Source organism: Hydrogenophaga bisanensis (assembly GCF_042665135.1).
Taxonomy (GTDB): domain Bacteria; phylum Pseudomonadota; class Gammaproteobacteria; order Burkholderiales; family Burkholderiaceae_C; genus Hydrogenophaga; species Hydrogenophaga bisanensis.
In genome coordinates this window covers 41,633-65,592 of the sequence record NZ_JBHTBX010000003.1, presented here as the reverse complement: position 1 = coordinate 65,592, position 23,960 = coordinate 41,633, and the positions used below count along the sequence as shown (strand labels likewise).

Here is a 23,960-nt window from a genome sequence, read left to right as displayed (position 1 = left end):
CTCAGGCAAGCAACCTCGACCGGACGCGCTGCTGGCGCTGACGTCGCACGCGCCACGCCAGCACGGCACTGCTGATCCAGTAGACCGCCAGACCACAGAGCACCGCCAGGATGGCCAGACCGACCACCAGCGGTTTGCCCACCGTGGTCGCGTACTCGAAGACCGCCAGCACCGAATCGGTGAATCCGCGGGTGGAACCCTCGGCGGCGGTTTCAGGCACCTGCAGCGGAGGCACCTCGTCCGCGGCCGAGGCGCCGGGTTCCCCCAGCACCCAGCTACCCAGGTGGTAGGCACCGTAGTACACCGGCCCGAAGGTGACGGGGTTGGTCACCAGCGTGCTGGCCATGGCCACCGGCAGATTGGCTCGCAGGATGACCGCCAGCGCTGCCGAGAAAGGAATCTGGGCAATCGGAATCAACAGGCCGAAGAAGATGCCGATCGCCAGACCGGCCGAGATGCCCTTGCGGCTGAAATGCCAGAGCCGCGGGTGATGGATGACAGGGCCCATCCAGCGCAGCCAGCGGTTCTGGCGGACGCTTTCGGGCGTGGGCAGCAGGCGTTTGAAACGGTCGATCACGGGGACGCAGTCAGGATCTGGCGAATCCTTCTATTGTCTTCCAGATGATCGATGTCGGGGAAGGTATCCGTCGGTCAATCAGGGCTTGAGCATCGCCTCGATGGCGGCGCCGAGTTCGATCACCGCCATGGCGTAGTAACTGCTCCAGTTGTACCGGGTGACGACATAGAAGTTCTCAGTGCCGGCCACATAGCTCCTCGGGGCGCTGCCGTTTTCCAGTTCCACCAGCGCGAGCTTGCCGGGGTGGTGCCGCGCATTCGCATCCAGTCGCGCCCCCTTGGCCTCGAAACTGTCGGGACTGAAGCTCGGCAGGATGTCCGGGGCCAGCAAAGCCTCCATGTCGGCGCTGCCAGGGTCAATCCGCACGGGGTAGTGGGTGGGCATGCCCGGCTGCCAGCCAAATCGCTGGAAATAGTGCGCCACCGAGCCGATCACGTCGACGGGTGAGTCGAACAGGTCGACCCTTCCGTCGCCGTCGAAGTCGATGGCGTACCGCACCCAGCTGCTGGGCATGAACTGGGGCCAGCCCATGGCGCCGGCGTAGCTGCCCCGCAGGCTGGCGGGTTCGATGCCTGCGCGATGGGTCAGGCTCAGGAACTGCTCGAGTTCATCCCGGAAGAACGCGGCGCGGGCCTCCGCCCTGGGGTGCGCCGCCGGAAAGTCGAAGGCCAGGGTCACGAGGGTGTCGAGCACCCGGAAGTTGCCCAGGTGCTCGCCGTACAGGGTTTCGACGCCGATCACCCCCACGATGAGGCTGGCGGGCACGCCGTAAGTGGCCTCGGCCTTGTCCAGCGCCTCGCGGTGGGTCTGCCAGAAACGAAGCCCGGCCTGCAGACGTCGGGGTTCGATGAATCGGGCCCGGTACGCGGCCCAGTTCTTCGGTTGTCCCTTGGGGGGTGGCATCACCAGCCTGATGGCCCGATCCAGTCGGCGGGCCTGACCAATCTGTGCCCGCACCCACGATGGGTCCAGATGGCGGCGCTCGGCGAGGTCGGTGGCAAACGCCATGGCAGCGGGATGCTGGTCGTAGGTGGCGCCCTCGGTCACGGGCGGCGAGGGTGCCCGCGCCAGGGTCGCTGCACCTGGCAGCAGCAACATGGCGCACAGGCTCAGGCGTAGGAAAGCGATCATGTCTTGGTGGTCTGTGTCCAGGGGATCTGCCTGAACTCCCGACGGAGTGTAGCCAGCGAGGCGCCTGGAGCGGCCGAATAGCGTTGCGCTTCCAGTCGCAGCAGCCAGTCCCGGATGGCCCGAGCCCGTGCCGTGTCACCCCAGTGTTGTTGCGTCTGCCGGGCCAGTTCGCGGGGCGTGGGGCGGGTCACGGCCGGAAGGCCTTGCTGCTCCAGTTGCCGTCGCGCCCGATCCAGCAGCCTAAGCCAGGGATCATGCTGTTGCCGCTCCCACAGCATCCACAGGGCGCCCGCCAATCCAGCCGTGCCGACCACCAGCGCCAGTGCCAGCAAAAGGTCCCGCCAGCTCGGGGAATCAAAACCCAGGTGGCGCAACAGGTCCAGCTGGCGTCCCTGGGTGTAGTTCAGCACCCACTGGTTCCACCGGTTGTTGATGGCTTCCCAGGCATCCCGCAGCTGCCTGGCCAGGGTCGGATTCAGGTTTCGGAACGTATCGGCCAAAAGGCCCTCTGGTGCCGCCAGCCGGGTCAGGCTGCCCAGGCGGGTGGGCATGACCGCACCAGTCGGATCCACACGGACCCAGCCTTCGCCGGCCAGCCACACCTCAGCCCAGGCGTGGGCGTCGCGCTGGCGCACCACCCAGTAGTTGTCCATGGCGTTGAGCTCGCCGCCCTGATACCCCGTGACGACGCGCGCGGGAATGTCCATGGCACGCATCAGGATCACGAAGCTGCTGGCGATGTGCTCGCAAAAGCCTTCCTTGCGGTCAAACCAGAATTCGTCGGCGGTATCGCGTCCGTAAACACCGGGGTCGATGGTGTAGGAGTAACCGCCGGTGCGCAGACGCTCCAGAACCGCTTCCACCAGCCGGGGGGCGACCGCCGGACCGGCACCATATTGCTGGCGCAGGCTCTGCGCCAAGGCCAGCGTCCGGGGGTTGAATCCACCCGGCAGCTCGGTGAAATCCTGGAGGGCGACCGTGGACTGCCGGGGTCCATGGCGGAAGGCCAGGTGGCTGCGGCCCCGAAAGCGCATCAGGTCAGTGACCGGGCGTGTGCTCATCCATTGCAGATCGGGCGTCATGAAGGCGCGGCCTCTGGGCAGTTCCGGCGGCTCGACCGCCGCTTCCAGCATCACCAGCCAGGGCTGAAAGCTCGGCTCCATGGTGATTTCGTAGTCCACCGGCTGGCCCAAGGGTTGCAGTTCGGCCTGGATCTCCATGCTGGCGGGAAAGCCCGAACGCAGGGGGCGCCATCGAACACCATCGAAGTCGCTGAGCACCGGGCCGCGGAAGTACAGATCCCGCATCGGTGGAATCTCTCCGTCGAAGCGCACCCGCATGGCGATGCCGTCATCGGCGGCCAGTCGGGCCACTTGGCCCACCTGCATCTCGCCCGACAGACCCGTGCGCCCCGTCATGGCATCGGACGGCGTTCCCCACAGCGGCGCCATGCGCGGGAACAGCATGAACAGCACCAGCATGACCGGGGCCCCCAGGAGTGCCATGCGGCCGGCGATCCACGCCGATTGCCGAAGGGGAGGGTGCCCCACGGGCATGTGGGCATTGACCAACGCGGTGAGCAGTCCCAGCAGGGCCAGCAGAATGCCTGCGGCGGTCAGCAGGGACTGCGAATAGAAGAAATGCGTCAGCAGCGTGAAGAACGCCAGAAAGAACACCACAAAGGCATCGCGCCGGGCGCGCATTTCCAGCGTCTTGAGCGCCAGCAGCACCACGATCAGGGTCACACCGGCGTCGCGACCAAGCAGGGTGCGGTACGTCATCCAGGTGGCCGCCAGCGTGATCGCCAGCAAGGTCAGCCGCCAGGGCCAGGCGGGCAGGGGGCGACCCTGCAGGGTGATGTGCGCGCGCCAGCCCAGCACGGCCACCGCCATGGCCGCGCACCAGACCGGAATGTGACCCACCTGCATCAGCAGGACCCAGCCGACCACGGCCAGCAGGAACAGGGTGTCGCGTGTGTCGCGCGGCAGGGAGCCGGATCGCCAGGCAGCGAGGTTCAGCATAGGGCCAGCGCCTCCAGGCAGCGTGCGCGGTGGCTGGGGCCGGAATCCGGGGGAATCTCGCGCCCGGGCAGTCTCAGGCCGAACACCAGATCAAGCCGATCCGCCTGCAGTACCCATGCGGTCAGCCGCGAGAGGCGGCTTTCGGGGTCCGGGGCACCGCAGGTGGCATAGTCCAGCCACAGCAGGGATCGTTGCGAACTGCTGGCGTCCCGGCTGACCAGGTCGTCCCGTCCTGCGGCAAAGCTCTGCGCGGCTTTCTTCCAGACCACGGACCGCAGCGGATCACCGCGCCGGTAGGCCCTGACCCCGTCGAATTCCCCCGAGCTGCGCACGACCGATGCGCCAGCATGGCCGGGTTGCGGCTCACCGGCAGGCAATGGCGGGGGATGCAATTCGGCCTTGGGGTAGGCCAGCAGGCGAGATGCCGGTCGCCAGACGGTCCAGACACGGAAGGTGCCCAGGGGAAACAGGGTGCTGGCGGAGAGGGCAGGCAAGTCATGCCAACCCCGGCGGGTGACCTGCCACGCCGTGTGCACTTCGGCCCCGGACTGGGCGGGCACATCCGTCCAGGTCAGGTGGGCAGTGTCGTCGCCGATGTCCGTGACCGTCAGCGCAATGCCGTAGCGGGCCTGGCGGCTGGTGTTGGCCAGCCGGATGTCCAGACGCGCAGCGTCCCCAGCGTGCACAGGTGCGGGCGGTGTCAGGTGCAGCGACAACCCGCGAAGATTGCCGTGGCAGATGTGCATGCCCACCACCGCGCTGCCCGCCAGCAGGAAGGTCAGCAGATAGCCCAGATTCAGCTGGTAGTTGATGCTGGCCACCAGCAGGAGCAGCAGCGTCAGGCCCAGCATCCAGCCGGGGCGCGTGGGCAGGATATAGACGTTGCGGTGCGTCAGCGCCAGGGTGTCGGTGCGTGGCAGGCGGCTGTGAAACCACCGGCGCAGGGCACGCCGGCCCCGGGTCAGCGGTCCGCCGGACGAGACACCCGGCACCGCGCCCTCGGACCGTTGGCGCCATGGCAGGTGGGCTGTCAGCTTCATCAGGGCAGGGGAATGGCGTCGAGCATGGCGCGCACCTGCTCGGCGGATCCCCGCCCGGCATCGGCCACAGGGACCAGGCGGTGCGAGACCGTCTGCGGCAGCACATCGGCGATGTCATCGGGGGCCACGTAGTCGCGCCCTTTGAGGTAGGCCTGAGCTTTGGCCGCACGGACCACCGCCAAGGCCGCGCGTGGCGACAGGCCCTGCACGAACCAGCGCCCCGAGCGGGTGGCCTGGATCAGGTCCTGGAGATAGTCGAGCACCGCATCGGCGGTGTGCACCGCCGCCACGGCCGCCTGCAGTCGCCGCAGGTCATCAAGACCCAGCACCGGCTTCAGGCGCTCCAGCATGTCCCGGCGGTCTGATCCCTTGAGCAGCTCCCGTTCGGCCGACCGGTCGGGATAGCCCAGCGACAGCCGCATGTGAAAGCGGTCCAGCTGGGACTCCGGCAAGGGGAAGGTACCCAGCTGATCCTGGGGGTTCTGGGTGGCAATGACGAAGAAGGGCTCGGGCAGGGCGCGGGTTTCTCCTTCCACGGTCACCTGCTTTTCTTCCATGGCTTCCAGCAAGGCGCTCTGGGTCTTGGGGCTGGCACGGTTGATCTCGTCGGCCAGCAGCACCTGCGAAAACACGGGACCCGGGTGAAACACGAAGGTCTCGCGCCCGCGTTCATAGACCGAAATGCCCACCAGATCGCCGGGCATCAGGTCGGCCGTGAACTGAACCCGCGAGAATTCCAGTCCGAAGGAGGTGGCCAGGGCGTGCGCCAATGTGGTCTTGCCCACTCCCGGGACGTCTTCGATGAGCAGGTGTCCGCCCGCCAGCAGGCAGGCCACGGCATCGGCCACCTGGGGCTGTTTTCCAACGATGACCGTGTTAAGCTGGTTCAGCAGTGCTTGAATTTTTGAGTCGGCGTGCATGCCGGCAACCATACCGCAAAACCGCCATGGGACAGGCCACCGGATATTTCACCCACAAGGAATGCTGGCGTCATGAAATGGGCGCCGGCCACCCCGAATGCCCGGCACGGCTGGACGCGATCGAAGACCGCCTGCGGGCCACGGGCCTTGGCGATGTGCTTGACCGCCGCGAAGCGACGGCAGCGGCCCTGGCCGATCTGGAACTGGCCCATGGACGCATGCACCTGGCGGCCCTGCGCGGCCTCTCGGACAACCTGCGCGACGAGATCGCGGCAGGCGGCCCCACCCATGCCCAGGTCGATCCCGATACCTCGATCAATGTGCACTCCTGGGATGCCATCCTGATGGCCGCCGGCGCGGCGATCGATGCGACCGATGCCGTGATGGCCGGCGAACTGGCCAATGCGTTCTGTGCGGTGCGCCCGCCCGGACATCACGCCACGCGCAACCAGGCCATGGGTTTCTGCTTCGTCAACAACGTCGCGGTGGCCGCGAAGTACGCCCTGGAGCGGCACGGGCTCAAGCGGGTGGCCATCGTCGACTTCGATGTCCACCACGGCAACGGCACCGAGGACATCGTGGCCGGTGATGAGCGGATTCTCATGTGCAGCTTCTACCAGCACCCGTTCTACCCGCCCTGGGACCATTCCAGCGCGCCCAACCTGGTGAACCTGCCGGTGCCGGCCTACACCCGCGGTATGGATATTCGCGAGCTGGTCGACATGATGTGGCTGCCCCGGCTGGAGGCACACAAGCCCCAGATGATCTTCATCAGTGCCGGCTTCGATGGCCACCGTGAGGACGACATGGGGCAGCTGGGACTGGTCGAGTCCGACTACGTCTGGATCACCGACCGGCTGGTGGACATCGCCCGCCGCCATGCCAAGGGCCGCATCGTCAGCTGCCTGGAGGGCGGCTACGACCTCAGTTCGCTTTCGCGCAGCGTCGAGGCGCACATCCGGGCCCTGGCCGGACTTTGATCGCACGAGGGGGTTCTTGGGCACTTCTTGGGCACAATGGTGGGCATGAACACGCCCGCCACTCCCACCCAGGACCCCATCCTTCTGCACCAGCGCGACGACCGTGGGGTGCACACCATCACGCTCAACAGCCCGCGCAGCTTCAACGCCCTGTCGCTGGCCATGCTCGATGCCCTGCAGTCGGCACTGGACCAGGTGGGGGCCGACCCCGGTGCGCGGGTGGTGGTCCTCGCGGCCAACGGCAAGGCGTTCTGCGCCGGACACGATCTCAAGGAAATGCGGGCCACGCCCGAGGCCGACTTCTACCGCGACCTCTTCGGCCGCTGCTCGAAGATGATGCTGAGCATCCAGCGCTCGCCGGTGCCGGTGATTGCCCGAGTCCAGGGCCTGGCCACGGCGGCCGGTTGCCAGCTGGTGGCCCAGTGCGATCTGGCGGTCTCCGTCGATGCGGCGCGTTTCGGGGTCAACGGCATCGACGTGGGCCTGTTCTGCGCCACGCCCAGTGTGCCCCTGTCGCGCAACATGGGCCCCAAGCAGGCCATGGAGATGCTGCTGACCGGCGAATTCATCACGGCCGATGAGGCCCGTGTCCGTGGCCTGGTCAACCGGGTGGTGGCTGCCGATGGACTGGACGACGAGGTCGCATCGCTCGTGTCGGCCATTCTGGCCAAGCCGCGTGAGGCCATTGCCATGGGCAAGGAGCTGTTCTACCGCCAGCGCGAAACGGGCCTTGAATCGGCCTACCAGCTGGCAGGGCAGACCATGGCCTGCAACATGATGCACCCGGTGGCACAGGAGGGCGTGCAGGCTTTCATCGAAAAGAGGACGCCGGCCTGGCGGAACTGAGGACGACCCTCGCGGTCGTACCTGGTCTGATTCCTCTCCGTTTTTGAACGCACGTCCTTGCCTGTGAGCACCAATCCCCGTCCGATCGATGACCTGGGCCTGTGGGCCCAGAACTTTCTTCAACCCAGCGTCCTTGTCGAAGGTCTGTTGCTCGCCGCCTGCGTGGCCCTGGCCTGGGGGCTGAGCTGGCTGGTGCGCCGTGCCGTGGCCAGGGACGAGGGTCAGAAGTCCGTTCTTTTTGGTGACCGCCTGCTCGACGGAGCCCTGTTCCCGCTCCTGCTGCTGGCGCTGGGCTACCTGGCTCGAACCCTGGCGGTGTACCTGGGCCCTGTGGTGCTGTTCAAGGTGGCAATCCCCGTGCTGATGTCGCTGGCCGTCATCCGGGTCGGCGTGAAGGTGCTGCAGGTGGCCATGGGCGCCGCGCCTTGGGTGCGGGTGCTGGAACGCAGCATCAGCTGGGTGGCCTGGCTGTCGGTGGTGCTCTGGGTGTCGGGCTTGCTGCCGGTGCTGCTGGCTGAAATGGACGATCTGAAATGGAAGATCGGCGGCTCGACCATTTCCCTGCGCACCCTGATCGAAGGCGCACTGACTGCGGGTGCGGTGCTGATCGTGGCCCTGTGGATCTCCTCGGCCATCGAGGCCCGCCTGCTGCGCTCGGCAGTCGGCAGCCAGTTGTCCTTGCGCAAGGCGATCAGCAACGCTACCCGTGCCCTGCTGATGTTCGTGGGTTTCATGATGGCCATGACAGCGGTGGGCATCGACCTGACCGCCCTGTCGGTGCTCGGTGGAGCCATCGGCGTGGGCATCGGCTTCGGTCTGCAAAAGCTGGCGGCCAACTACGTCAGCGGCTTCGTGATCCTGGCCGAGCGCAGCATGCGCATTGGCGACAACGTGCGGGTGGACAACTTCGAAGGACGCATCACCGACATCACCGCTCGCTACACCCTGATCCGCTCACCGGCGGGCCGGGAGTCGATCGTTCCCAACGAGATCCTGATCACCAACCGGGTGGAGAACCTGTCCCTGGCCGACCCGCGCGTCTGGCTGTCGACGGTGGTGTCGGTGGCCTACGACACCGATGTGGATCTGGTGCGCCAGCTGTTGATCGAAGCGGCCGCCGCGCAGCCGCGGGTGCTCAAGGACCCGGGGCCGTCTGCCGCCTTGTCGGCGTTTGGGGCCGATGGCCTGGAGTTCACCGTCGGCTTCTGGATTGCCGACCCGGAAAATGGCCAGCTCAACATCCGTTCGGAGATCAATCTGGCCATCCTCCGGTCGCTGCGCGAACACAGGATCGAGATCCCGTATCCGCAGCGGGTGGTGCACATGATCCCGCCTTCACACTGACGCGGCTGTTACCCCATCAGTCTGGGCAGGATCAGGGCGATACCCGGCACAGCGATCAGGATGCCCAGGCGCACCACATCGGCCACGACAAACGGCCAGACGCCACGATACAGCGTGGACAGCTTGACGTCCGGCAGCAGCGAGTTGAGCACGAACAGGTTCAGGCCCACGGGCGGCGAGATCATGCCGATCTCCACCACCGTCACGATCAGGATGCCGAACCAGATCGGGTCATAGCCCAGGCCCATGATCACCGGGAAGAAAACCGGGATGGTCAGTAGCACGATGGCCAGTTCTTCCATCACCATGCCCAGCAGCAGGTATATCCCCATCATCATCACGACGACCATGATCGGGTTCGGGCTGAACTGGAGGATGAAATCCTTCAGGTCGCCCGGCATCGTGGTGAAGTTGATGAAGCTCGTGAAGATCATCGCGCCGATCAGGATGGTGAACAGCATCGCCGTGGTGCGGGTGCTCTCCAGCAGGATGTCCATCAGCACCCGGGGGGTCAGCGTTCCGCGCAGCAGCGCGAACAGGAAGGCGCCGGCCGCGCCCACACCCGCGCCCTCGGTGGCGGTGAACACGCCACCGTAAATGCCGCCGATGACCAGCGCAAACAGCAGCGCCACACCCCAGATGCCACGGATCGCGGCCAGCCGCTGTGCCCAGGTGAATCGCTCGGCCGGTGGACCGGCGGCCGGGTCGCGCCAGGTCACAAAGACCACAGCCAGGCACAGGCAGACGATGGCCACGATGCCGGGCAGGATGCCGGCAATGAACAGCTTGCCGATATCGGTCTCGGTGATGATGCCGTAGATGACCAGAATGGTGGACGGCGGGATCAGGATGCCCAGTGTCCCGCCGGAGGCGATAGCGCCGGTGGCGAGTGTGGCCTTGTAGCCGTGGGCCATCATCTGCGGATAGGCCACGCGGGACATGGTGGCGGCGGTGGCGATCGAGGAGCCGCAGATGGAGCCGAAGCCGCCGGAGGCAATGATGCTGGCCATGGCCAGACCACCACGGCGGTGACCGACGAAGGCATTGGCGGCCGTGAACAGCTCGCGCGCCATACCGGCTCGCGCCACGAAGTTGCCCATCAGCACGAACAGCGGGATGACCGACAGCACGTAGTGAAAGCCGGTCTCGAAGATCACCTGACTCGTGCTGGCGTAAGCCGCGGGCCAGCCACGCATCAGACCGAGACCCACGATGCCGGCAATCGACATCGCGATCGCCAGCGGCACGCGCAGGAAAGCCAGCAGGAAGACGCCCAGGAAGCCCAGAACCGCTTCGGTCATGAAGGCTCTCCTTCGCGCGCAGGGCCGCCGTGCGCGGCAGCGACCGGCGGGACGGCCACAAACACCAGGTGGACCAGAGCGGTCAGCAGCAGCAGCCCCGACATCAGCCAGGCCACCGGCGAGAGGGGCAGTTGAAGGTGGACCGTGATGTCCCCGTACTCGGCAAAGCGCTCGGCGCGGGTGGTCATGAGCCAGGCCATCATCGCAAAGGCTCCCGCACAGGTCAGGTGCACCACCCGGGCCTGCAGACCTTTGAGCCAGTCTGGAATGAACGCATCGAGTGTGTCAAAAACGACGTGCTCGCTGCGCCACGACACCAGTGGCAAGGCGCCGAAAATGACGATGACCATCAGGATCTCGGTCATCTCCAGGCCGCCAGGCACCGAATTGTTGAGAAACTTGCGACCGCTCACGTCAATGAGCGTCAGCCACATGATGGCAAACAGGGCCATGGCTGCCATCAGTCCGGAGGACCAGTTCAGCAGCCGTTCGAGCGTCTTGAGCATCTTATGGGGTAGGCGTGGGTACAGAAAGGCCGGCGGTCCGTGGGTGACGGTGGCCGCCGGCCATGGGCAGTGTCCTGCAGGACACCCGCGTGAAACTTACTTGGCCTTGGCGATCTCGGCCCGGAACTCGGCGAGCACACCCTTCGCGTTCTTCAGACCCTTGGCCTCGGCGGCAGCGGCCCACTTGTCTTCCAGTTGCTGCTGCTTGGCCTTGACCGCATCGATGAACGCGGGCGATGCCTGCACACGCTGGACGCCCTGGGCCTTCTGGGCGCCATCGCGCGAGGCGGCGTCCACCTTGTCCCAGCCTTCACCGAAGATGCGCGCCGCGGTTTCGCCCGAGATCTTGTCGACGACAGCCTTGTCCTGTGCCGACAGTGCGTTGTACTTGGCCGGGTTCATCATGAAGACGAAGCTGGTGTTGTACAGGCCGCCCGGAAAGGTGGTGGCGTGCTTGATCATGCTCAGCTTGAAGGAGGCCACCGACTCGTCCGGGAAGAAGGTACCGTCCATGACGCCAGTGGACAGCAGTTCAAAGGATTCCGGCGCGGCCTTGAGGGTGGTGTTCCAGCCCATGAGCTTGGACAGTTCATTGATGTTGCCACCGCCGATCCGGAATTTGAGGGAGGCCGCATCTTCGGCCGTCAGCACGGGCTTCTTGCTGTTGAAGATGATGCCGGGGCCATGGGTGAACACGCCGAGGACCTTCACGCCGCGATGCTCGCCCAGGGGGGCAAAGTACTTGCTGTAGATGCGCTGGTAGGCCACCGAGGTGGGCACCGCGCTGTCACCCAGGAAGGGGAATTCGGCCACCTGCGTGTTGATGAACCGTCCGGGGGTGTAGCCGTCGACCGTGAAAGAGATGTCCACCAGGCCGTCTCGCACCGCATCGAAGGTACCGGGCGCTGCGGTGACCGCCTTGGGCAAGGCGTTGCACTTCATGCGGCCGGCACTTTCTTTCTCCAGCAGGCTGCACCAGGCGCCCTGGGCGGTGGTCAGCGTGTGGGTGGGCGGCACCCAGCTGGAGGTGGTGAACACCGTCTGTGCAGAGGCTGCGCCGGTGGCGAGCAGGCCGGCTGTCAAAGCGGCGGTGAGGGCGGGGCGAAAAGCCATGGGTTGTCTCCTTGTCGGTCAGGGCGGGTGACGGAATTGATGGTTACACAAGATAATCAAATAGCCCTGATTGACTATAGGCGAATACCCTCGGAAACCGTGTACTGACTTACCCGAATTAACCGACCAATCGGTTGGCGAATAGGGAAATCCCTGCCTTTGTCGCCCGGGCGGCAGAGTCCGCATCGCTGTGCATGCCGCCCGCTGTACGCTTCCTCTATAATCACAAAAAAGCACGACCGTTCGATTTTTGCATCTGACCATTTCGCAAGGTTGAACGATCGGTGCGCCGGGCAGACACATACAATCCGAATTGACGTGCACGTCAATTGACGTGCCCTCGGTTTTCCGTTTTCCAACCCTTTGCAGGAGCAGCCGAACATGAAGGTCATCGTCCCCGTCAAGCGCGTGGTGGACTACAACGTCAAGGTGCGTGTCAAGAGTGACGGCACGGGCGTGGACATTGCCAACGTCAAGATGAGCATGAACCCGTTCGACGAGATTGCCGTCGAAGAGGCGGTTCGCCTCAAGGAGAAGGGCGCCGCCACCGAGGTGATCGCCGTCTCCTGCGGCGTGGCCCAGTGCCAGGAGACCCTGCGCACGGCCATGGCCATCGGTGCTGATCGCGCCATCCTGGTCGAGACCGATGTCGAACTGCAGCCCCTGGCCGTGGCCAAGCTGCTCAAGGCCCTGGTGGACAAGGAGCAGCCGGGCCTGGTGATCCTGGGCAAGCAGGCCATCGACGACGACGCCAACCAGACCGGCCAGATGCTCGCCGCCCTGGCCGACCTGCCGCAGGCCACCTTCGCTTCCAAGGTGGAAGTCGCCGGTGACAAGGCCAAGGTGACCCGCGAAGTCGACGGCGGCCTGGAGACGCTGGAAGTGACGCTGCCCGCCGTGGTGACCACCGACCTGCGCCTGAACGAGCCGCGCTACGTGACGCTGCCCAACATCATGAAGGCCAAGAAGAAGCCGCTGGAGACCGTCAAGCCCGAGGACCTGGGTGTGGACGTGAGCCCGCGACTGAAGACCCTGAAGGTGGCCGAGCCGGCCAAGCGCGGCGCGGGTGTGAAGGTGCCCGATGTCGCCGCCCTGGTCGACAAGCTCAAGAACGAAGCCAAGGTGATCTGACCGCCGCGCCCCCAACACTGATCAAGGAATTCACGTCATGACCGCACTCGCGAACATTCTTGTTGTGGCCGAACACGACAACGCTTCCATCAAGGGCGCCACGCTCAACACCGTCACTGCCGCCGCTGCCTGCGGTGGTGAAGTGCACGTGCTGGTGGCCGGCCACAACGCCGGCGCTGCTGCCGCCGCCGCCGCCCAGATCGCTGGCGTGGCCAAGGTGATCCACGCCGACGCCGAGGGCTTTGCCCACGGTCTGGCCGAAAACGTGGCCGCCCAGGTGCTGGCCATTGCCTCGGGCTACAGCCACATCCTCTTCCCCGCCACCGCCAGCGGCAAGAACGTCGCCCCGCGTGTGGCTGCCAAGCTCGATGTTGCCCAGATCAGCGACATCACCAAGGTGATCAGTGCCGACACCTTCGAGCGCCCGATCTACGCCGGCAACGCCATTGCTACCGTGCAGAGCCAGGATGCCACCAAGGTGATCACCGTGCGCACCACCGGCTTTGACGCGGCAGGGCAGGGCGGCTCGGCCGCCGTGGAAACCGTGGCCGCCGCCTCGGGCAACGGCAAGAGCGCCTACGTGGGCAGCGAGATCGCCAAGAGCGACCGTCCCGAGCTGACCGCCGCCAAGATCATCGTCTCCGGTGGCCGGGCCCTGGGCAGCAGTGAGAAGTTCAACGAAGTGATGACACCGCTGGCCGACAAGCTGGGCGCGGCCATCGGTGCCAGCCGCGCCGCGGTGGACGCCGGTTACGCGCCCAACGACCTGCAGGTCGGCCAGACCGGCAAGATCGTGGCGCCGCAGCTGTACATCGCCGCCGGCATCTCCGGCGCCATCCAGCACCTGGCGGGCATGAAGGACTCCAAGGTGATCGTGGCGATCAACAAGGACCCCGAGGCCCCGATCTTCTCCGTGGCCGACTACGGCCTGGAAGCCGACCTGTTCGCGGCCGTGCCGGAACTGGTGTCCAAGCTGTAAGCCACTGCGCACTCCAAGGGCATCGTTCGCGATGCCCTTCTTGTATCTGTACCTCCCCAAAGACGCCTCTGGAGACCCCAATGAGCTACACCGCCCCCCTCAAGGACATGCTGTTCAACATCGAACACCTGGCGCGCATCGACCAGGTGTCGCAGCTGCCCGGCTTTGAAGACGCCGGTCTGGAAACCGCGCAGGCGGTGCTCGAGGAGTGCGCCAAGCTCAACGAAGGCGTGATCGCTCCGCTCAACTGGGAAGGCGACAAGTACCCGTCTTCGTTCCACGACGGCAAGGTCACGACCACGCCGGGTTTCAGGGACGCCTACAAGCAGTACGCCGAAGGTGGCTGGCAGGGCCTGCAGCACCCGGTGGACTTCGGCGGCCAGGGCCTGCCCAAGACCATTGGCGCGGCCTGCGGCGAGATTCTCAACAGCGCCAACATGAGCTTTGCGCTGTGCCCGCTGCTGACCGACGGCGCCATCGAGGCGCTGCTGACCGCGGCCAGTGACGAGCTCAAGGCCACCTACCTGGAAAAGCTCATCAGCGGCCAGTGGACCGGCACCATGAACCTGACCGAGCCGCAGGCCGGCTCCGACCTGGCCGCCGTGCGCAGCCGCGCCGAGCCGCAGCCCGACGGCACCTACAAGGTGTTCGGCACCAAGATCTTCATCACCTACGGTGAGCACGACATGGCCGAGAACATCGTCCACCTCGTGCTGGCCCGCGTGACCGGCGCCCCCGAGGGGGTCAAGGGCATCAGCCTTTTCGTCGTGCCCAAGTTCATGGTCAACGCCGACGGCAGCTTGGGTGCGCGCAACGACGTGCACTGCGTCTCCATCGAGCACAAGATGGGCATCAAGGCTTCGCCCACCGCCGTGCTGCAGTACGGCGACCACGGCGGCGCCGTGGGCTACCTGGTGGGCGAGGAAAACCGCGGTCTGGAGTACATGTTCATCATGATGAACGCCGCGCGCTATGCCGTGGGTGTGCAGGGCATTGCGATCTCCGAGCGCGCCTACCAGAAGGCCGTCGGCTACGCCAAGGATCGCGTGCAGAGCCGCCCGGTAGACGGCAGCTTCACCACCGCCGCGCCCATCATCCACCACGCCGATGTCAAGCGCATGCTCATGACCATGCGCGCTGCCACCGAAGGCTGCCGCGCCATGGCCAGCGTGGCCGCGGCCGCCTACGACGCTGCCCATCACCACCCCGATGCCGAGGTGCGCAAGCAGAACGCCACCTTCTACGAATTCCTGGTGCCGCTGGTCAAGGGCTACAGCACCGAGATGAGCCTGGAGATCACCAGCCTGGGCGTGCAGGTGCATGGCGGCATGGGCTTCATCGAGGAAACCGGTGCGGCCCAGTACTACCGCGACGCCAAGATCCTGACCATCTACGAAGGCACGACCGCCATCCAGGCCAACGACCTGGTCGGCCGCAAGACCGCCCGAGACGGCGGCCAGAGCGCCAAGGCGATTGCCGCCCAGATCGAGAAGACCGAGGCCGAGCTCAAGACCCGGGGCAGCGTCAACGCGCTGGCCGTGGCCAAGCGTCTGGGCGCCGCCCGCCAGGCCTTTGTGGATGTGGTGGAGTTCATCGCCGCCAACACCAAGAGCAACCCGAACGCCGCTTTTGCCGGCAGCGTGCCCTACCTGATGCTGGCCGGCAACCTGATGGCGGGCTGGCAGCTGGCCCGTGCGCTGCTGGTGGCCGAGGAGCTGTCCGCCAAGGGACAGAATGTGCCCTTCATGCAGGCCAAGATCACGACCGCGCGTTTCTACGCCGACCACATCCTCAGCCGCGCACCGGGCGTGCGCGACGCGATCGTGGAAGGTGCCGAGGCCGTGACGGCCCTGCCGGCCGAGGCCTTCTGACATCCATCACCGACAGCCTTCTGGAGACCCCATGACCCAACGCCAACGCTACCTGCCCCCGGTGCTGCAGAACCTGCCGTTTCCGGTGATCGGTTCGCCCCTGTTCATCATCAGCAACCCCAAGCTGGTCATTGCCCAGTGCAAGGCGGGGGTCGTGGGTTCCATGCCGGCGCTCAACGCGCGCCCGGCCTCGCAACTCGACGAATGGCTGGCCGAGATCACCGAGGCGCTGGACGCCCACAACAAGGCCCATCCGGACAACAAGGCCGCGCCGTTTGCCATCAACCAGATCGTGCACAAGAGCAACGATCGCCTGGAGCAGGATCTGCAGCTGTGCGCCAAGTACAAGGTGCCCATCATCATCACCAGCCTGGGCGCGCGTGAAGACGTCAACCAGGCGGTGCACAGCTGGGGCGGTGTGGTCATGCACGACGTGATCAACAACGTGTTCGCCCACAAGGCCATCGAGAAGGGCGCCGACGGTCTGATCCCGGTGGCTGCCGGCGCCGGCGGTCATGCCAGCGTCAAGAGCCCATTCGCGATGATTCAGGAAATCCGCGAGTGGTTCGACGGTCCGGTGGCCCTGTCGGGCTCCATCTCGTCGGGTGGCGCCATCCTCGCTGCCCAGGCCATGGGCGCCGACTTCGCCTACATCGGTTCGGCCTTCATTGCGACCGACGAAGCCCGTGCCGTCGAGGGCTACAAGCAGATGATCTGCGAAAGCAACTCGGACGACATCGTCTACAGCAACTTCTACACCGGTGTGCACGGCAACTACCTCAAGGGTAGCATCCGCAACGCCGGCATGGACCCGGACAACCTGCCGCAGAGCGATCCCAGCAAGATGAACTTCAGCACCGGCGAAGGCGCCAATGCCGCCAAGGCCTGGCGCGACATCTGGGGCTGTGGTCAGGGCATTGGTGCCATCCGCGAAGTGTTGCCTGCCGCCGATCTGGTGGCGCGGTTCAAGCGTGAATACGCCGAGGCCAAGGCACGCATCTGCGCAGGTTGATGCGTGGCGGCTGCACGAGTCGGCTGTTCAAGTGCTCTGCCGTACCCGTAGCGTGAAACCCAGATCGATGCAGTGGTGAGCTGGACTGCCACCCTGCATCAAATCCAGCAACATTTTTGCAGCGTTTTCACCAATGGCCTGACGGGGGGTGGCCACCGTGGTCAGCGGCGGCAGCATCTGGTCGCTGCCTGAGAGGTCGTTGAAGCCGGCCACCGCGATCCGGGTGGGCACCTCGATCTTCAATCGCAACGCGGCCAGCAGCCCACCCTGGGCCAGGTCGTCGTTGCAGAAGAACACCGCGTCGCAATCGGGATGGCGTTGCAGCAGTTGCCCGAACAACTCGCCACCCAGCGCCATGGAAGAGGGCTGTGTACTCATGAACTCCAGTGCAGGGTCGTAGACACCTGCCGCCTGGAGGCATCGGCGATAGCCTTCGGCCCGTTGCAGGGTACGCGGGTCCAGCTGGGCGGCCGCAAACGCGATGCGGCGACGCCCGCGGTCCAGCAGGTGGCGGGTGATCGCCTCACCCGCATCCCGTTGGGAGAACCCCACGCTGTACTGGCCTGGGTGGTCGGACAGCTCCATCAGGTGCACGCACGGGATGCCGCTGAGGGCCATCAGCTCCCGGGTCGCTGCGTTCTGGTCGAGCCCGGTCATCAGCAGGCCGGAAGGCCGGTGCAGCAACTGTTCGCGCAGCAGTTGTTCCTCCTCGTCGGCGTTGTAGTGCGTGATGCCGATGAGTGTCTGGTAGCCTGCGGGGCGCAAGGTTCGCTGCACGGCCTCCAGAAGGTCCACGAACAGTGCGTTGGACAGCATGGGAATCAGGATCGCCACGTGAGAACTGTGGCGTGAGGCAAGCGCACGCGCAGCCGGATCGGGCACGTAGCGCAGTTGGGCGGCGGCGTCTTTCACCCGTTGCACCAGGATGGGGTCCACGGTCTTCTCGCCCCTGAGCGCTCGGGAGACGGTGATCGGGCTGACGCCAGCCAGCGATGCGACATCGGCCAGGGTCACACGGCCGGTGGCACGGGACCGATGAGAAGGGGTGGAACGGGTCATCAGGGTTAGTACGGAGGGTTGGATGAGTCTCAGGCGTTAAGATAGCGCTATCTTGATGACCCGTCCAGCCTTGCAGACCCGATGCAGGGGCGGTCGGGCAGCCATCAACAGAGAAGGCGACCATCCATGGCCGCCTTTTTCGGATCCGCAAAGATAGCGCTATCTCAACAATGACAAACGACACCTCATTCTCGCTGGTCGTCATGGGCGTGGCCGGATGCGGAAAGTCCAGCCTGGGGGCTGCGCTGGCCCAACGGCTGTATTTCGAGCTCATCGAGGGCGACGATCACCACAGCCAGTCCAACCGCGACAAGATGCGGCAGGGCATTGCCCTGACGGATGCGGATCGGGCAGGGTGGCTGGTCACGCTGGGTGCGTTGCTGGCGCGTCGACCAGGGGGCATGGTGCTGACCTGTTCGGCCTTGCGCCAGTCCTACCGGGACCGCTTGCGTGCGGCCTCGCCGGGGTTGCGCTTTGTCTTTCTGGACATCACGCCGGAGCAGGCACGCGAACGCGTGGCTGCGCGATCGGCGCATTTCTTCAACACCGCGCTGGTGGACAGCCAGTTCGCCACGCTGGAGTCTCCGGTGGGCGAGCACGGCGTGCTGCGGCTGGACGCATCACAGCCGCTGCCGGTCCTGATCGATGCTGCCACGCGCTGGCTGGCCGTATCCACCGCGGACGCCGAGCAGGAGAACTGACATGAAGTGGTTGGGAACCGCACTGAGACACCTGGTGGAAGGTTTGATGGCGCTGTGCCTGGTGGGCATGGTGCTGGCGGTCTTCGGCAACGTGGTGCTTCGCTATGTCTGGGGCACCGGCTGGGTCGTGTCCGAGGAGCTCTCGCGCCTGTTGTTCGTGTGGCTGGTCTGTCTGGCGGCCACACTGGCCTTTGGCGAAGACAAGCATCTGGGCTTTGACCTGGTGACGGCTCGTCTGGTGGGCTGGCGGGCAGCCTTGCTGCGTTGGCTCAGTCGTGTGCTCATCGCATTGGCGCTCTATTACCTGATCACCGGGGCATGGGCGCAGGCGGTGGTAGGGATGGACAGCCGCAGTCCGGTGATGAACTACCCGCTGGCCCTGGCGGCGGGTGGTGTGCTGGTCATGGGCGTGAGCATGGCGGTGTTGTTGGTCCTGCAGGCCTGGGCTGACTGGCGCGGTCAAGCGCCCGCCGAAGGAGACGCAGCATGACCGTGGCGCTCTTTCTTATGGTGCTCTTTGCGGCCATGACGGTCGGGGTACCGATCGCCTTTGCGCTGATGCTCACGGCCCTGGCCCTGATGGTGCATCTGGACTTTTTCGATGCCCAGTTGCTGGCGCAGAACGTGCAGGCAGGCTTTGACAGTTTCCCGCTGCTGGCCGTGCCCTTCTTCATCCTGGCCGGCGAGCTGATGAACGCAGGCGGCCTTAGCCGGCGCATCATCGACCTGGCCCGTTCCATGGTCGGCCATATTCCAGGTGGACTGGGCTATGTGGCCATTGCCGCGTCGCTGATGCTGGCCTCCATGAGCGGATCGGCCATCGCCGACACCGCCGCCCTGGCCACGCTGCTGCTGCCCATGATGCGCAAGCAGAACTACCCCGATGGTTCAAGCGCCGGCCTGATTGCCTCGGGCGGCATCATCGCGCCCATCGTGCCGCCGTCCATGCCCATGGTCATCTACGGCGTCACCACCAACACGTCCATCAGCAAGCTGTTCCTGGCGGGCATCGTACCGGGCATCCTGATGGCAGTGTCGCTGGTGCTGGTGTGGCGCGGGATTGCGCGCAAGGTCCAGCTGCCGGTGGCCGACAAGAGCAGCTGGAGCGAACGCCGGCAACAGCTGGCGGCGAGCGTGTGGGCCCTGATGCTGCCGGTGATCATCATCGGTGGCTTGCGGTTCGGCATCTTCACGCCCACCGAGGCGGCCGTGGTGGCCGCGGTCTATGCCCTGCTGGTGGCCACGCTGGTGTACCGGGAGCTCAATGCCCAGCGCCTCTACCGGGTGCTGGTGGATGCCGCACGCACCACCGGGGTGGTCATGTTCCTCTGTGGCGCAGCCACGGCGGCGTCCTACATGGTCACGCTCGCCGATCTGCCCAGCCAGTTGGCCGAGAGCATGGGACCCCTGCTGCAGAGCCCCATTCTGTTCATGGCCGTGGTCTGCGTGTTCCTGCTGGCCGTCGGCATGGTGATGGACCTGACGCCCACCATTCTGATCCTGGCGCCCGTGCTGGCGCCGCTGGCTGCCAAGGCTGGCATCGACCCGGTCTATTTCGGCTTCGTGTTCATTTTCGTCGGCTGCCTGGGCTTGCTCACGCCGCCGGTGGGCACCGTGCTCAACGTGGTGGCTGGCGTGGGGCGCCTTCGCATGGAGCCTGTCATCAAGGGTGTCCTGCCCTTCCTGGCGGTCTATGTCGCCATGCTGGCCCTGCTCATCGTGTTTCCGTCCATCGTGCTGGGACCGCTCAAGCTGATGTTCTGAACCTCATCCGGTTTCGTTCCCCGGGGTGCAGCCCCGTTCATTCCAAGGAGATATCCATGTCCATCTTCCGTCGCACCTTGATTGCCGCCACCGCTGCGGCTGCCCTTGCCGCGCCGTTCGCCAGCTTCGCGCAGGACATCAAGCCGCGCATGATCCGCTTTGGCTACGGACTGAACGAGCAGTCCAACCAGGGGCGGGCGGTCAAGCTCTTTGCACAGGAGGTCGAGAAGGCCTCCGGCGGCAAGATGAAGGTGCGTGCGATCGGCGCCGCTGCGCTGGGCTCGGACGTCCAGATGCAGCAAGCCCTGATCGGTGGTGCGCAGGAGATGATGGTGGGCTCGACCGCCACCCTGGTGGGCATCACCAAGGAGATGGCCATCTGGGACACCCCGTTCCTGTTCAACAACGTGCAGGAGGCTGATGCGGTGCTGGATGGCCCGGTGGGCCAGAAGGTGATGGACAAGCTGCAGGAAAAAGGCCTGGTGGGGCTGGTGTACTGGGAGAACGGTTTCCGCAACCTGACCAACAACAAGCAGCCCGTGGCCAAGCTGGAGGACCTCAACGGCATCAAGCTGCGCGTGATGCAGAACAACGTCTTCATCGACAGCTTCAAGACGCTCGGTGCCAACGCGGTGCCGCTGCCCTTCTCGGAACTGTTCACCGCACTGGAGACCAAGACGGTCGATGGCCAGGAGAACCCCTACAACACCATTCTGTCGAGCAAGTTCTACGAGGTTCAGAAGTACCTGACCGTCACGAACCACGTGTACAGCCCCTGGATCGTGACCGTGAGCAAGAAGTGGTGGGACGGCCTGTCCAAGGACGAGCAGAAGATCCTGATGGATGCCGCGAGGAAGAGCCGCGATTTCGAGCGTCAGGACACCCGCGCCGAAGCAGCCAAGGCGCTGGCGGACCTCAAGGCCAAGGGCATGCAGGTCAACGAACTCAGCCCGGCCGAAGCCAACCGCATGCGCGAGAAGCTGGGGGCCATCAACGCCAGCATTTCGGCCAACGTGGGTGAAGGTCTGTGGAAGGACGTGCAGGCCGAAGTGGCCAAGGTGCGCGCCGGCAAGTGACCGCCTCTGCAGGCAGCGGGCGCCAACGGATTGCCCACTGCCTGTGTGCCTCAGGGTCGGAAGATCTCCCGCAGCGTGTCAAGAAAGGACGGCGGTCCCGCGTACACGGTGCCGCTGGCCTCGGTGATGCTGGCCACCGCGCCGCCCTGCACCCATTCGCTGTAGATCCAGTCGTTGCCCTGCGCGCTCAGGCCGGCAGGGGCTTCGGTCAGGGGCGCCGAAGGCACACCCTTGAGAGCCGCCTGCATATAGTCGATCCAGATCGGGAGCGCCAGCCGGCCGCCCGACTCGTGGTCGCCCAGGCTTCGGGGCTTGTCATGACCCATCCACACCACCGCCGCCACGCTGGGGTGGTGCCCTGCAAACCACGCGTCCACGACGTCGTCGGTGGTGCCTGTCTTGCCGAACACGTCGGACCGCTTGAGCAGTGCCTGGGCGCGAGCGGCGGTCCCGCTGCGCGTCACGTCGTTGAGCATGCTGTTGACCAGCCAAGCGTTGCGGGCCGGTATTGCCCGCCGCTCCTCGGTCAGCGGTGATGGTGGTGGTGCCTCGAACAGTACCTTGCCCTGGGCGTCCGTGATCTTCTCGATCACCACCGGGTCCACCGACCAGCCGCCGTTGGCCAGCGTGGCATAGGCGCGGGCCATCTGCATTGGCGTGACGAGGCCGGTCCCCAAGGCCAGGGTCAGGTTGTCTGGCTGTCGTTGGGCCTCCAGACCGAACCGGGTGAGCCAGTCGCGTGAACGCTGGGTACCGGCGTGTTGCAGCACGCGCACACTGACCAGGTTGCTGGAGCGGGTGAGCGCCTCGCGCACCGTAATCGCGCCCGTTCCGGGACCCTGGCTGTTGGATGGGCTCCATCCGTTGATGGCCGTCAGCGGGAGGTCATCCACCAGCGTGCCGGGCATCACCCGTTGCTCCAACGCTGCCGAGTAGAGCAGGGGTTTGATGGCCGACCCGGGTTGGCGCCAGCTTTGCGTCACGTGGTTGAACGGCTGGCGGCCGAAATCGAAACCCCCTACCAGCGCACGCACCCGGCCAGTTTGGGTGTCCAACGCCACCAGCGCCGCTTCGGCCTCGGGCCACTGGGAGATGCTCCAGTTGGTGCCTTCCCGAGCCAGCCGCAGGATGGACCCGCGACGGATACGCAACTCAGGTGCCGCCTTGGCCGACAGGCCGGCAGCCGCCCATTTCAGCCCATGACCCTTGATGCTGACGCGTTCACCGCTGGCCAGCTGGGCTCGGACCTCGGTGGTGGAGGCCGAGAGCACGATAGCCACCGGCAGCGTTTCGTCGTCACGGTGTGCCTTCAGGGCTTCCGCGGCGGCGGCTTCGAGCCCCGGGCCATCGCCCTTGGGCAGTTCTTCCTGATCTTCGGGTCCACGCCAGGGATTGCGGCGGTCCTGGGCGAGTACGCCTTTCTGAACGGCCTCATGGGCCGCGCGCTGATCGGCCGCCTTGAGAGACGTATGCACGCGGATGCCGGCGGAATAGGCTTCGGTGCCAAATCGGTCAACCACGGCACGACGGGCCATTTCGGCGACATGCGCGGCGGGCACGAAGCGCTGGCTGGCCGGCTTCAGCACGATCTTCTGGGCGCGGGCGGCCGCCAGCTGGGCGTCGTCGATCACACCCACGGTGTGCATGCGCTGCAGCACCACCCGCTGGCGCTGGATGGCGCGCTCCAGGTTGGCCACGGGGTTGGCGTAGTAGGGGTTCTGCGGCAGTCCGGCCAGCATCGCGTTTTCGGCCAGGCTGAGTTTGTCCAGGGGTTTGCCGAAGTAGGTCTGCGCGGCTGCAGCGAAGCCGTAGGCCCGCTGTCCCAGGAAGATCTCGTTCATGTAGATCTCCAGGATGCGGTCCTTGGAGAGCTCCTGCTCCACTTTCAAGGCCAGCAGGATTTCCTTGGCCTTGCGCTCGACGCTGAACTCGCGGGTCAGCAGCATGGTCCGGACCAACTGCTGCGTGATGGTGGACGCTCCCTGGCGCCGTCCCCCTGTTAGGGCCGCGACCACGGCGCGCGCCATGCCCTTGGGGTCGACGCCGCTGTGCTCGCGAAAGCGGGCGTCCTCCACCGCCAGCACGGCATCCTGCAGCTGTCTGGGCATGCGGGCCAGCGGCACGTACTCTCGCCGTTCGGTGCCAAACTGTGCGATGTCGTGACCATCGGCGGTCAGCACCTGTAATGGCAGCTTGGGCTGGTAGTGGACGATGCGGTCGATCGGTGGGAGATCGAAGGTGCCGGCATGGGCCGGGGCCGTCGCAAGGGGGGCAAGCAGGGACAGGCTCAGGACAAAGCCGGCCGCGCGCGAAGGAATGACCATGGCCTTGAATTATCCGGGGCTCGCGTGAAGCGCGTGAGCTCCCCTGTAACCACATGTGAACAGCGCAGGCGAACTGGGTGCCGACACCGGGTCGCCATGCAAAAGGCCCGCCGTCTTTCAACGGCAGGCCTGCATTTGGTGGGTCCTGTAGGATTCGAACCTACGACCTACGGATTAAGAGTCCGCTGCTCTACCAACTGAGCTAAGAACCCGGAAGCTGAAATTATAGCATCTTCAGGCGAGCCATCGATGCCTGCCGGTGGC

Annotated in this window: 21 protein-coding genes and 1 tRNA gene; 11 read left to right on the top strand and 11 right to left on the bottom strand. The window is 65.6% G+C overall.

What is annotated here, in order from left to right:
• Nucleotide 1 precedes the first annotated feature (1 nt).
• The 5 genes from ACFQNJ_RS05670 to ACFQNJ_RS05650 form a co-directional block, all read right to left on the bottom strand.
• Complete coding sequence (locus tag ACFQNJ_RS05670) at nt 2-577, bottom strand: DUF2062 domain-containing protein (RefSeq protein ID WP_382254774.1); 576 nt, start codon at nt 575-577, stop codon at nt 2-4.
• Between the two features lie 78 nt (nt 578-655).
• Nucleotides 656-1,708 (bottom strand): lytic murein transglycosylase B, encoded by a 1,053-nt coding sequence (gene mltB / locus ACFQNJ_RS05665; RefSeq protein WP_382254772.1) that lies wholly within the window; start codon nt 1,706-1,708, stop codon nt 656-658.
• Nucleotides 1,705-3,729, bottom strand: coding sequence for a transglutaminase TgpA family protein (locus ACFQNJ_RS05660; RefSeq protein WP_382254769.1), 2,025 nt, complete (start codon nt 3,727-3,729; stop codon nt 1,705-1,707). Before ACFQNJ_RS05660 ends, mltB begins: the two co-directional genes overlap by 4 nt.
• Nucleotides 3,723-4,769, bottom strand: a complete 1,047-nt coding sequence (locus ACFQNJ_RS05655) for a DUF58 domain-containing protein (protein WP_382254766.1) — start codon at nt 4,767-4,769, stop codon at nt 3,723-3,725. Before ACFQNJ_RS05655 ends, ACFQNJ_RS05660 begins: the two co-directional genes overlap by 7 nt.
• Nucleotides 4,769-5,689, bottom strand: coding sequence for an AAA family ATPase (locus tag ACFQNJ_RS05650; RefSeq protein ID WP_374640557.1), 921 nt, complete (start codon nt 5,687-5,689; stop codon nt 4,769-4,771). Before ACFQNJ_RS05650 ends, ACFQNJ_RS05655 begins: the two co-directional genes overlap by 1 nt.
• A gap of 26 nt (nt 5,690-5,715) precedes the next feature.
• Here ACFQNJ_RS05650 and ACFQNJ_RS05645 point away from each other — a divergent pair, with 26 nt between their 5' ends.
• The 3 genes from ACFQNJ_RS05645 (at nt 5,716) to ACFQNJ_RS05635 (ending at nt 8,859) form a co-directional block, all read left to right on the top strand.
• Complete coding sequence (locus ACFQNJ_RS05645) at nt 5,716-6,669, top strand: histone deacetylase family protein (protein WP_382254763.1); 954 nt, start codon at nt 5,716-5,718, stop codon at nt 6,667-6,669.
• A 45-nt stretch (nt 6,670-6,714) separates the two neighbouring features.
• Nucleotides 6,715-7,515: an enoyl-CoA hydratase gene (locus ACFQNJ_RS05640; protein WP_382254761.1), complete on the top strand. Its 801-nt coding sequence runs from the start codon at nt 6,715-6,717 to the stop codon at nt 7,513-7,515.
• Between the two features lie 63 nt (nt 7,516-7,578).
• Nucleotides 7,579-8,859 (top strand): mechanosensitive ion channel family protein, encoded by a 1,281-nt coding sequence (locus tag ACFQNJ_RS05635; protein WP_382254758.1) that lies wholly within the window; start codon nt 7,579-7,581, stop codon nt 8,857-8,859.
• 8 nt (nt 8,860-8,867) lie between these two features.
• Here ACFQNJ_RS05635 and ACFQNJ_RS05630 read toward each other — a convergent pair whose 3' ends face one another.
• From ACFQNJ_RS05630 to ACFQNJ_RS05620, 3 genes are all read right to left on the bottom strand, one after another.
• Nucleotides 8,868-10,160 carry a TRAP transporter large permease gene (locus ACFQNJ_RS05630; protein ID WP_382254756.1) on the bottom strand — a complete coding sequence of 431 codons (1,293 nt, stop codon included), beginning with the start codon at nt 10,158-10,160 and terminating at the stop codon, nt 8,868-8,870.
• A complete protein-coding gene (locus ACFQNJ_RS05625; RefSeq protein WP_382254754.1) occupies nt 10,157-10,666 on the bottom strand; it encodes a TRAP transporter small permease in 510 nt (169 codons plus the stop codon). Before ACFQNJ_RS05625 ends, ACFQNJ_RS05630 begins: the two co-directional genes overlap by 4 nt.
• A gap of 96 nt (nt 10,667-10,762) precedes the next feature.
• Complete coding sequence (locus tag ACFQNJ_RS05620) at nt 10,763-11,779, bottom strand: TRAP transporter substrate-binding protein (protein WP_382254751.1); 1,017 nt, start codon at nt 11,777-11,779, stop codon at nt 10,763-10,765.
• A 381-nt stretch (nt 11,780-12,160) separates the two neighbouring features.
• On the opposite strand from ACFQNJ_RS05620, the gene ACFQNJ_RS05615 reads away from it, so the two are divergent.
• The 4 genes from ACFQNJ_RS05615 to ACFQNJ_RS05600 all read left to right on the top strand — a co-directional run bounded on the left by ACFQNJ_RS05615 (nt 12,161) and on the right by ACFQNJ_RS05600 (nt 16,772).
• Complete coding sequence (locus ACFQNJ_RS05615) at nt 12,161-12,910, top strand: electron transfer flavoprotein subunit beta/FixA family protein (RefSeq protein WP_382254748.1); 750 nt, start codon at nt 12,161-12,163, stop codon at nt 12,908-12,910.
• 37 nt (nt 12,911-12,947) lie between these two features.
• Nucleotides 12,948-13,889 (top strand): electron transfer flavoprotein subunit alpha/FixB family protein, encoded by a 942-nt coding sequence (locus ACFQNJ_RS05610; RefSeq protein WP_382254745.1) that lies wholly within the window; start codon nt 12,948-12,950, stop codon nt 13,887-13,889.
• Between the two features lie 80 nt (nt 13,890-13,969).
• On the top strand, nt 13,970-15,760 hold the full coding sequence (locus ACFQNJ_RS05605) for an acyl-CoA dehydrogenase (RefSeq protein WP_382254743.1): 1,791 nt from the start codon (nt 13,970-13,972) through the stop codon (nt 15,758-15,760).
• A gap of 31 nt (nt 15,761-15,791) precedes the next feature.
• Complete coding sequence (locus ACFQNJ_RS05600) at nt 15,792-16,772, top strand: NAD(P)H-dependent flavin oxidoreductase (protein ID WP_382254740.1); 981 nt, start codon at nt 15,792-15,794, stop codon at nt 16,770-16,772.
• Between the two features lie 27 nt (nt 16,773-16,799).
• Here the strand turns inward: ACFQNJ_RS05600 and gntR are convergent, their stop codons facing one another.
• Nucleotides 16,800-17,831, bottom strand: coding sequence for an HTH-type transcriptional regulator GntR (gene gntR / locus ACFQNJ_RS05595; RefSeq protein ID WP_382254737.1), 1,032 nt, complete (start codon nt 17,829-17,831; stop codon nt 16,800-16,802).
• A gap of 170 nt (nt 17,832-18,001) precedes the next feature.
• Here gntR and ACFQNJ_RS05590 point away from each other — a divergent pair, with 170 nt between their 5' ends.
• Genes ACFQNJ_RS05590 through ACFQNJ_RS05575 form a run of 4 tightly spaced genes read left to right on the top strand, consistent with a single transcriptional unit; the run spans nt 18,002 to nt 21,372 of the window.
• The gene (locus tag ACFQNJ_RS05590; RefSeq protein ID WP_382254735.1) at nt 18,002-18,532 is read left to right on the top strand and encodes a gluconokinase; all 531 of its coding nucleotides are present in this window, start codon (nt 18,002-18,004) and stop codon (nt 18,530-18,532) included.
• A gap of 1 nt (nt 18,533) precedes the next feature.
• Nucleotides 18,534-19,022, top strand: coding sequence for a TRAP transporter small permease (locus ACFQNJ_RS05585; RefSeq protein ID WP_382254732.1), 489 nt, complete (start codon nt 18,534-18,536; stop codon nt 19,020-19,022).
• Nucleotides 19,019-20,296 carry a TRAP transporter large permease gene (locus ACFQNJ_RS05580; protein WP_382254729.1) on the top strand — a complete coding sequence of 426 codons (1,278 nt, stop codon included), beginning with the start codon at nt 19,019-19,021 and terminating at the stop codon, nt 20,294-20,296. The genes ACFQNJ_RS05585 and ACFQNJ_RS05580 overlap by 4 nt, the downstream gene beginning before the upstream one ends.
• A gap of 56 nt (nt 20,297-20,352) precedes the next feature.
• On the top strand, nt 20,353-21,372 hold the full coding sequence (locus tag ACFQNJ_RS05575) for a TRAP transporter substrate-binding protein (RefSeq protein ID WP_374642074.1): 1,020 nt from the start codon (nt 20,353-20,355) through the stop codon (nt 21,370-21,372).
• Nucleotides 21,373-21,422: 50 nt separating this feature from the next.
• Here the strand turns inward: ACFQNJ_RS05575 and ACFQNJ_RS05570 are convergent, their stop codons facing one another.
• Both ACFQNJ_RS05570 and ACFQNJ_RS05565 read right to left on the bottom strand, forming a co-directional pair.
• Entirely contained in the window at nt 21,423-23,696 is a 2,274-nt protein-coding gene (locus ACFQNJ_RS05570; protein ID WP_382254726.1) for a penicillin-binding protein 1A, read from the bottom strand.
• Nucleotides 23,697-23,832: 136 nt separating this feature from the next.
• Nucleotides 23,833-23,908 (bottom strand) — tRNA-Lys (locus ACFQNJ_RS05565).
• Between the last annotated feature and the right edge of the window lie 52 nt (nt 23,909-23,960).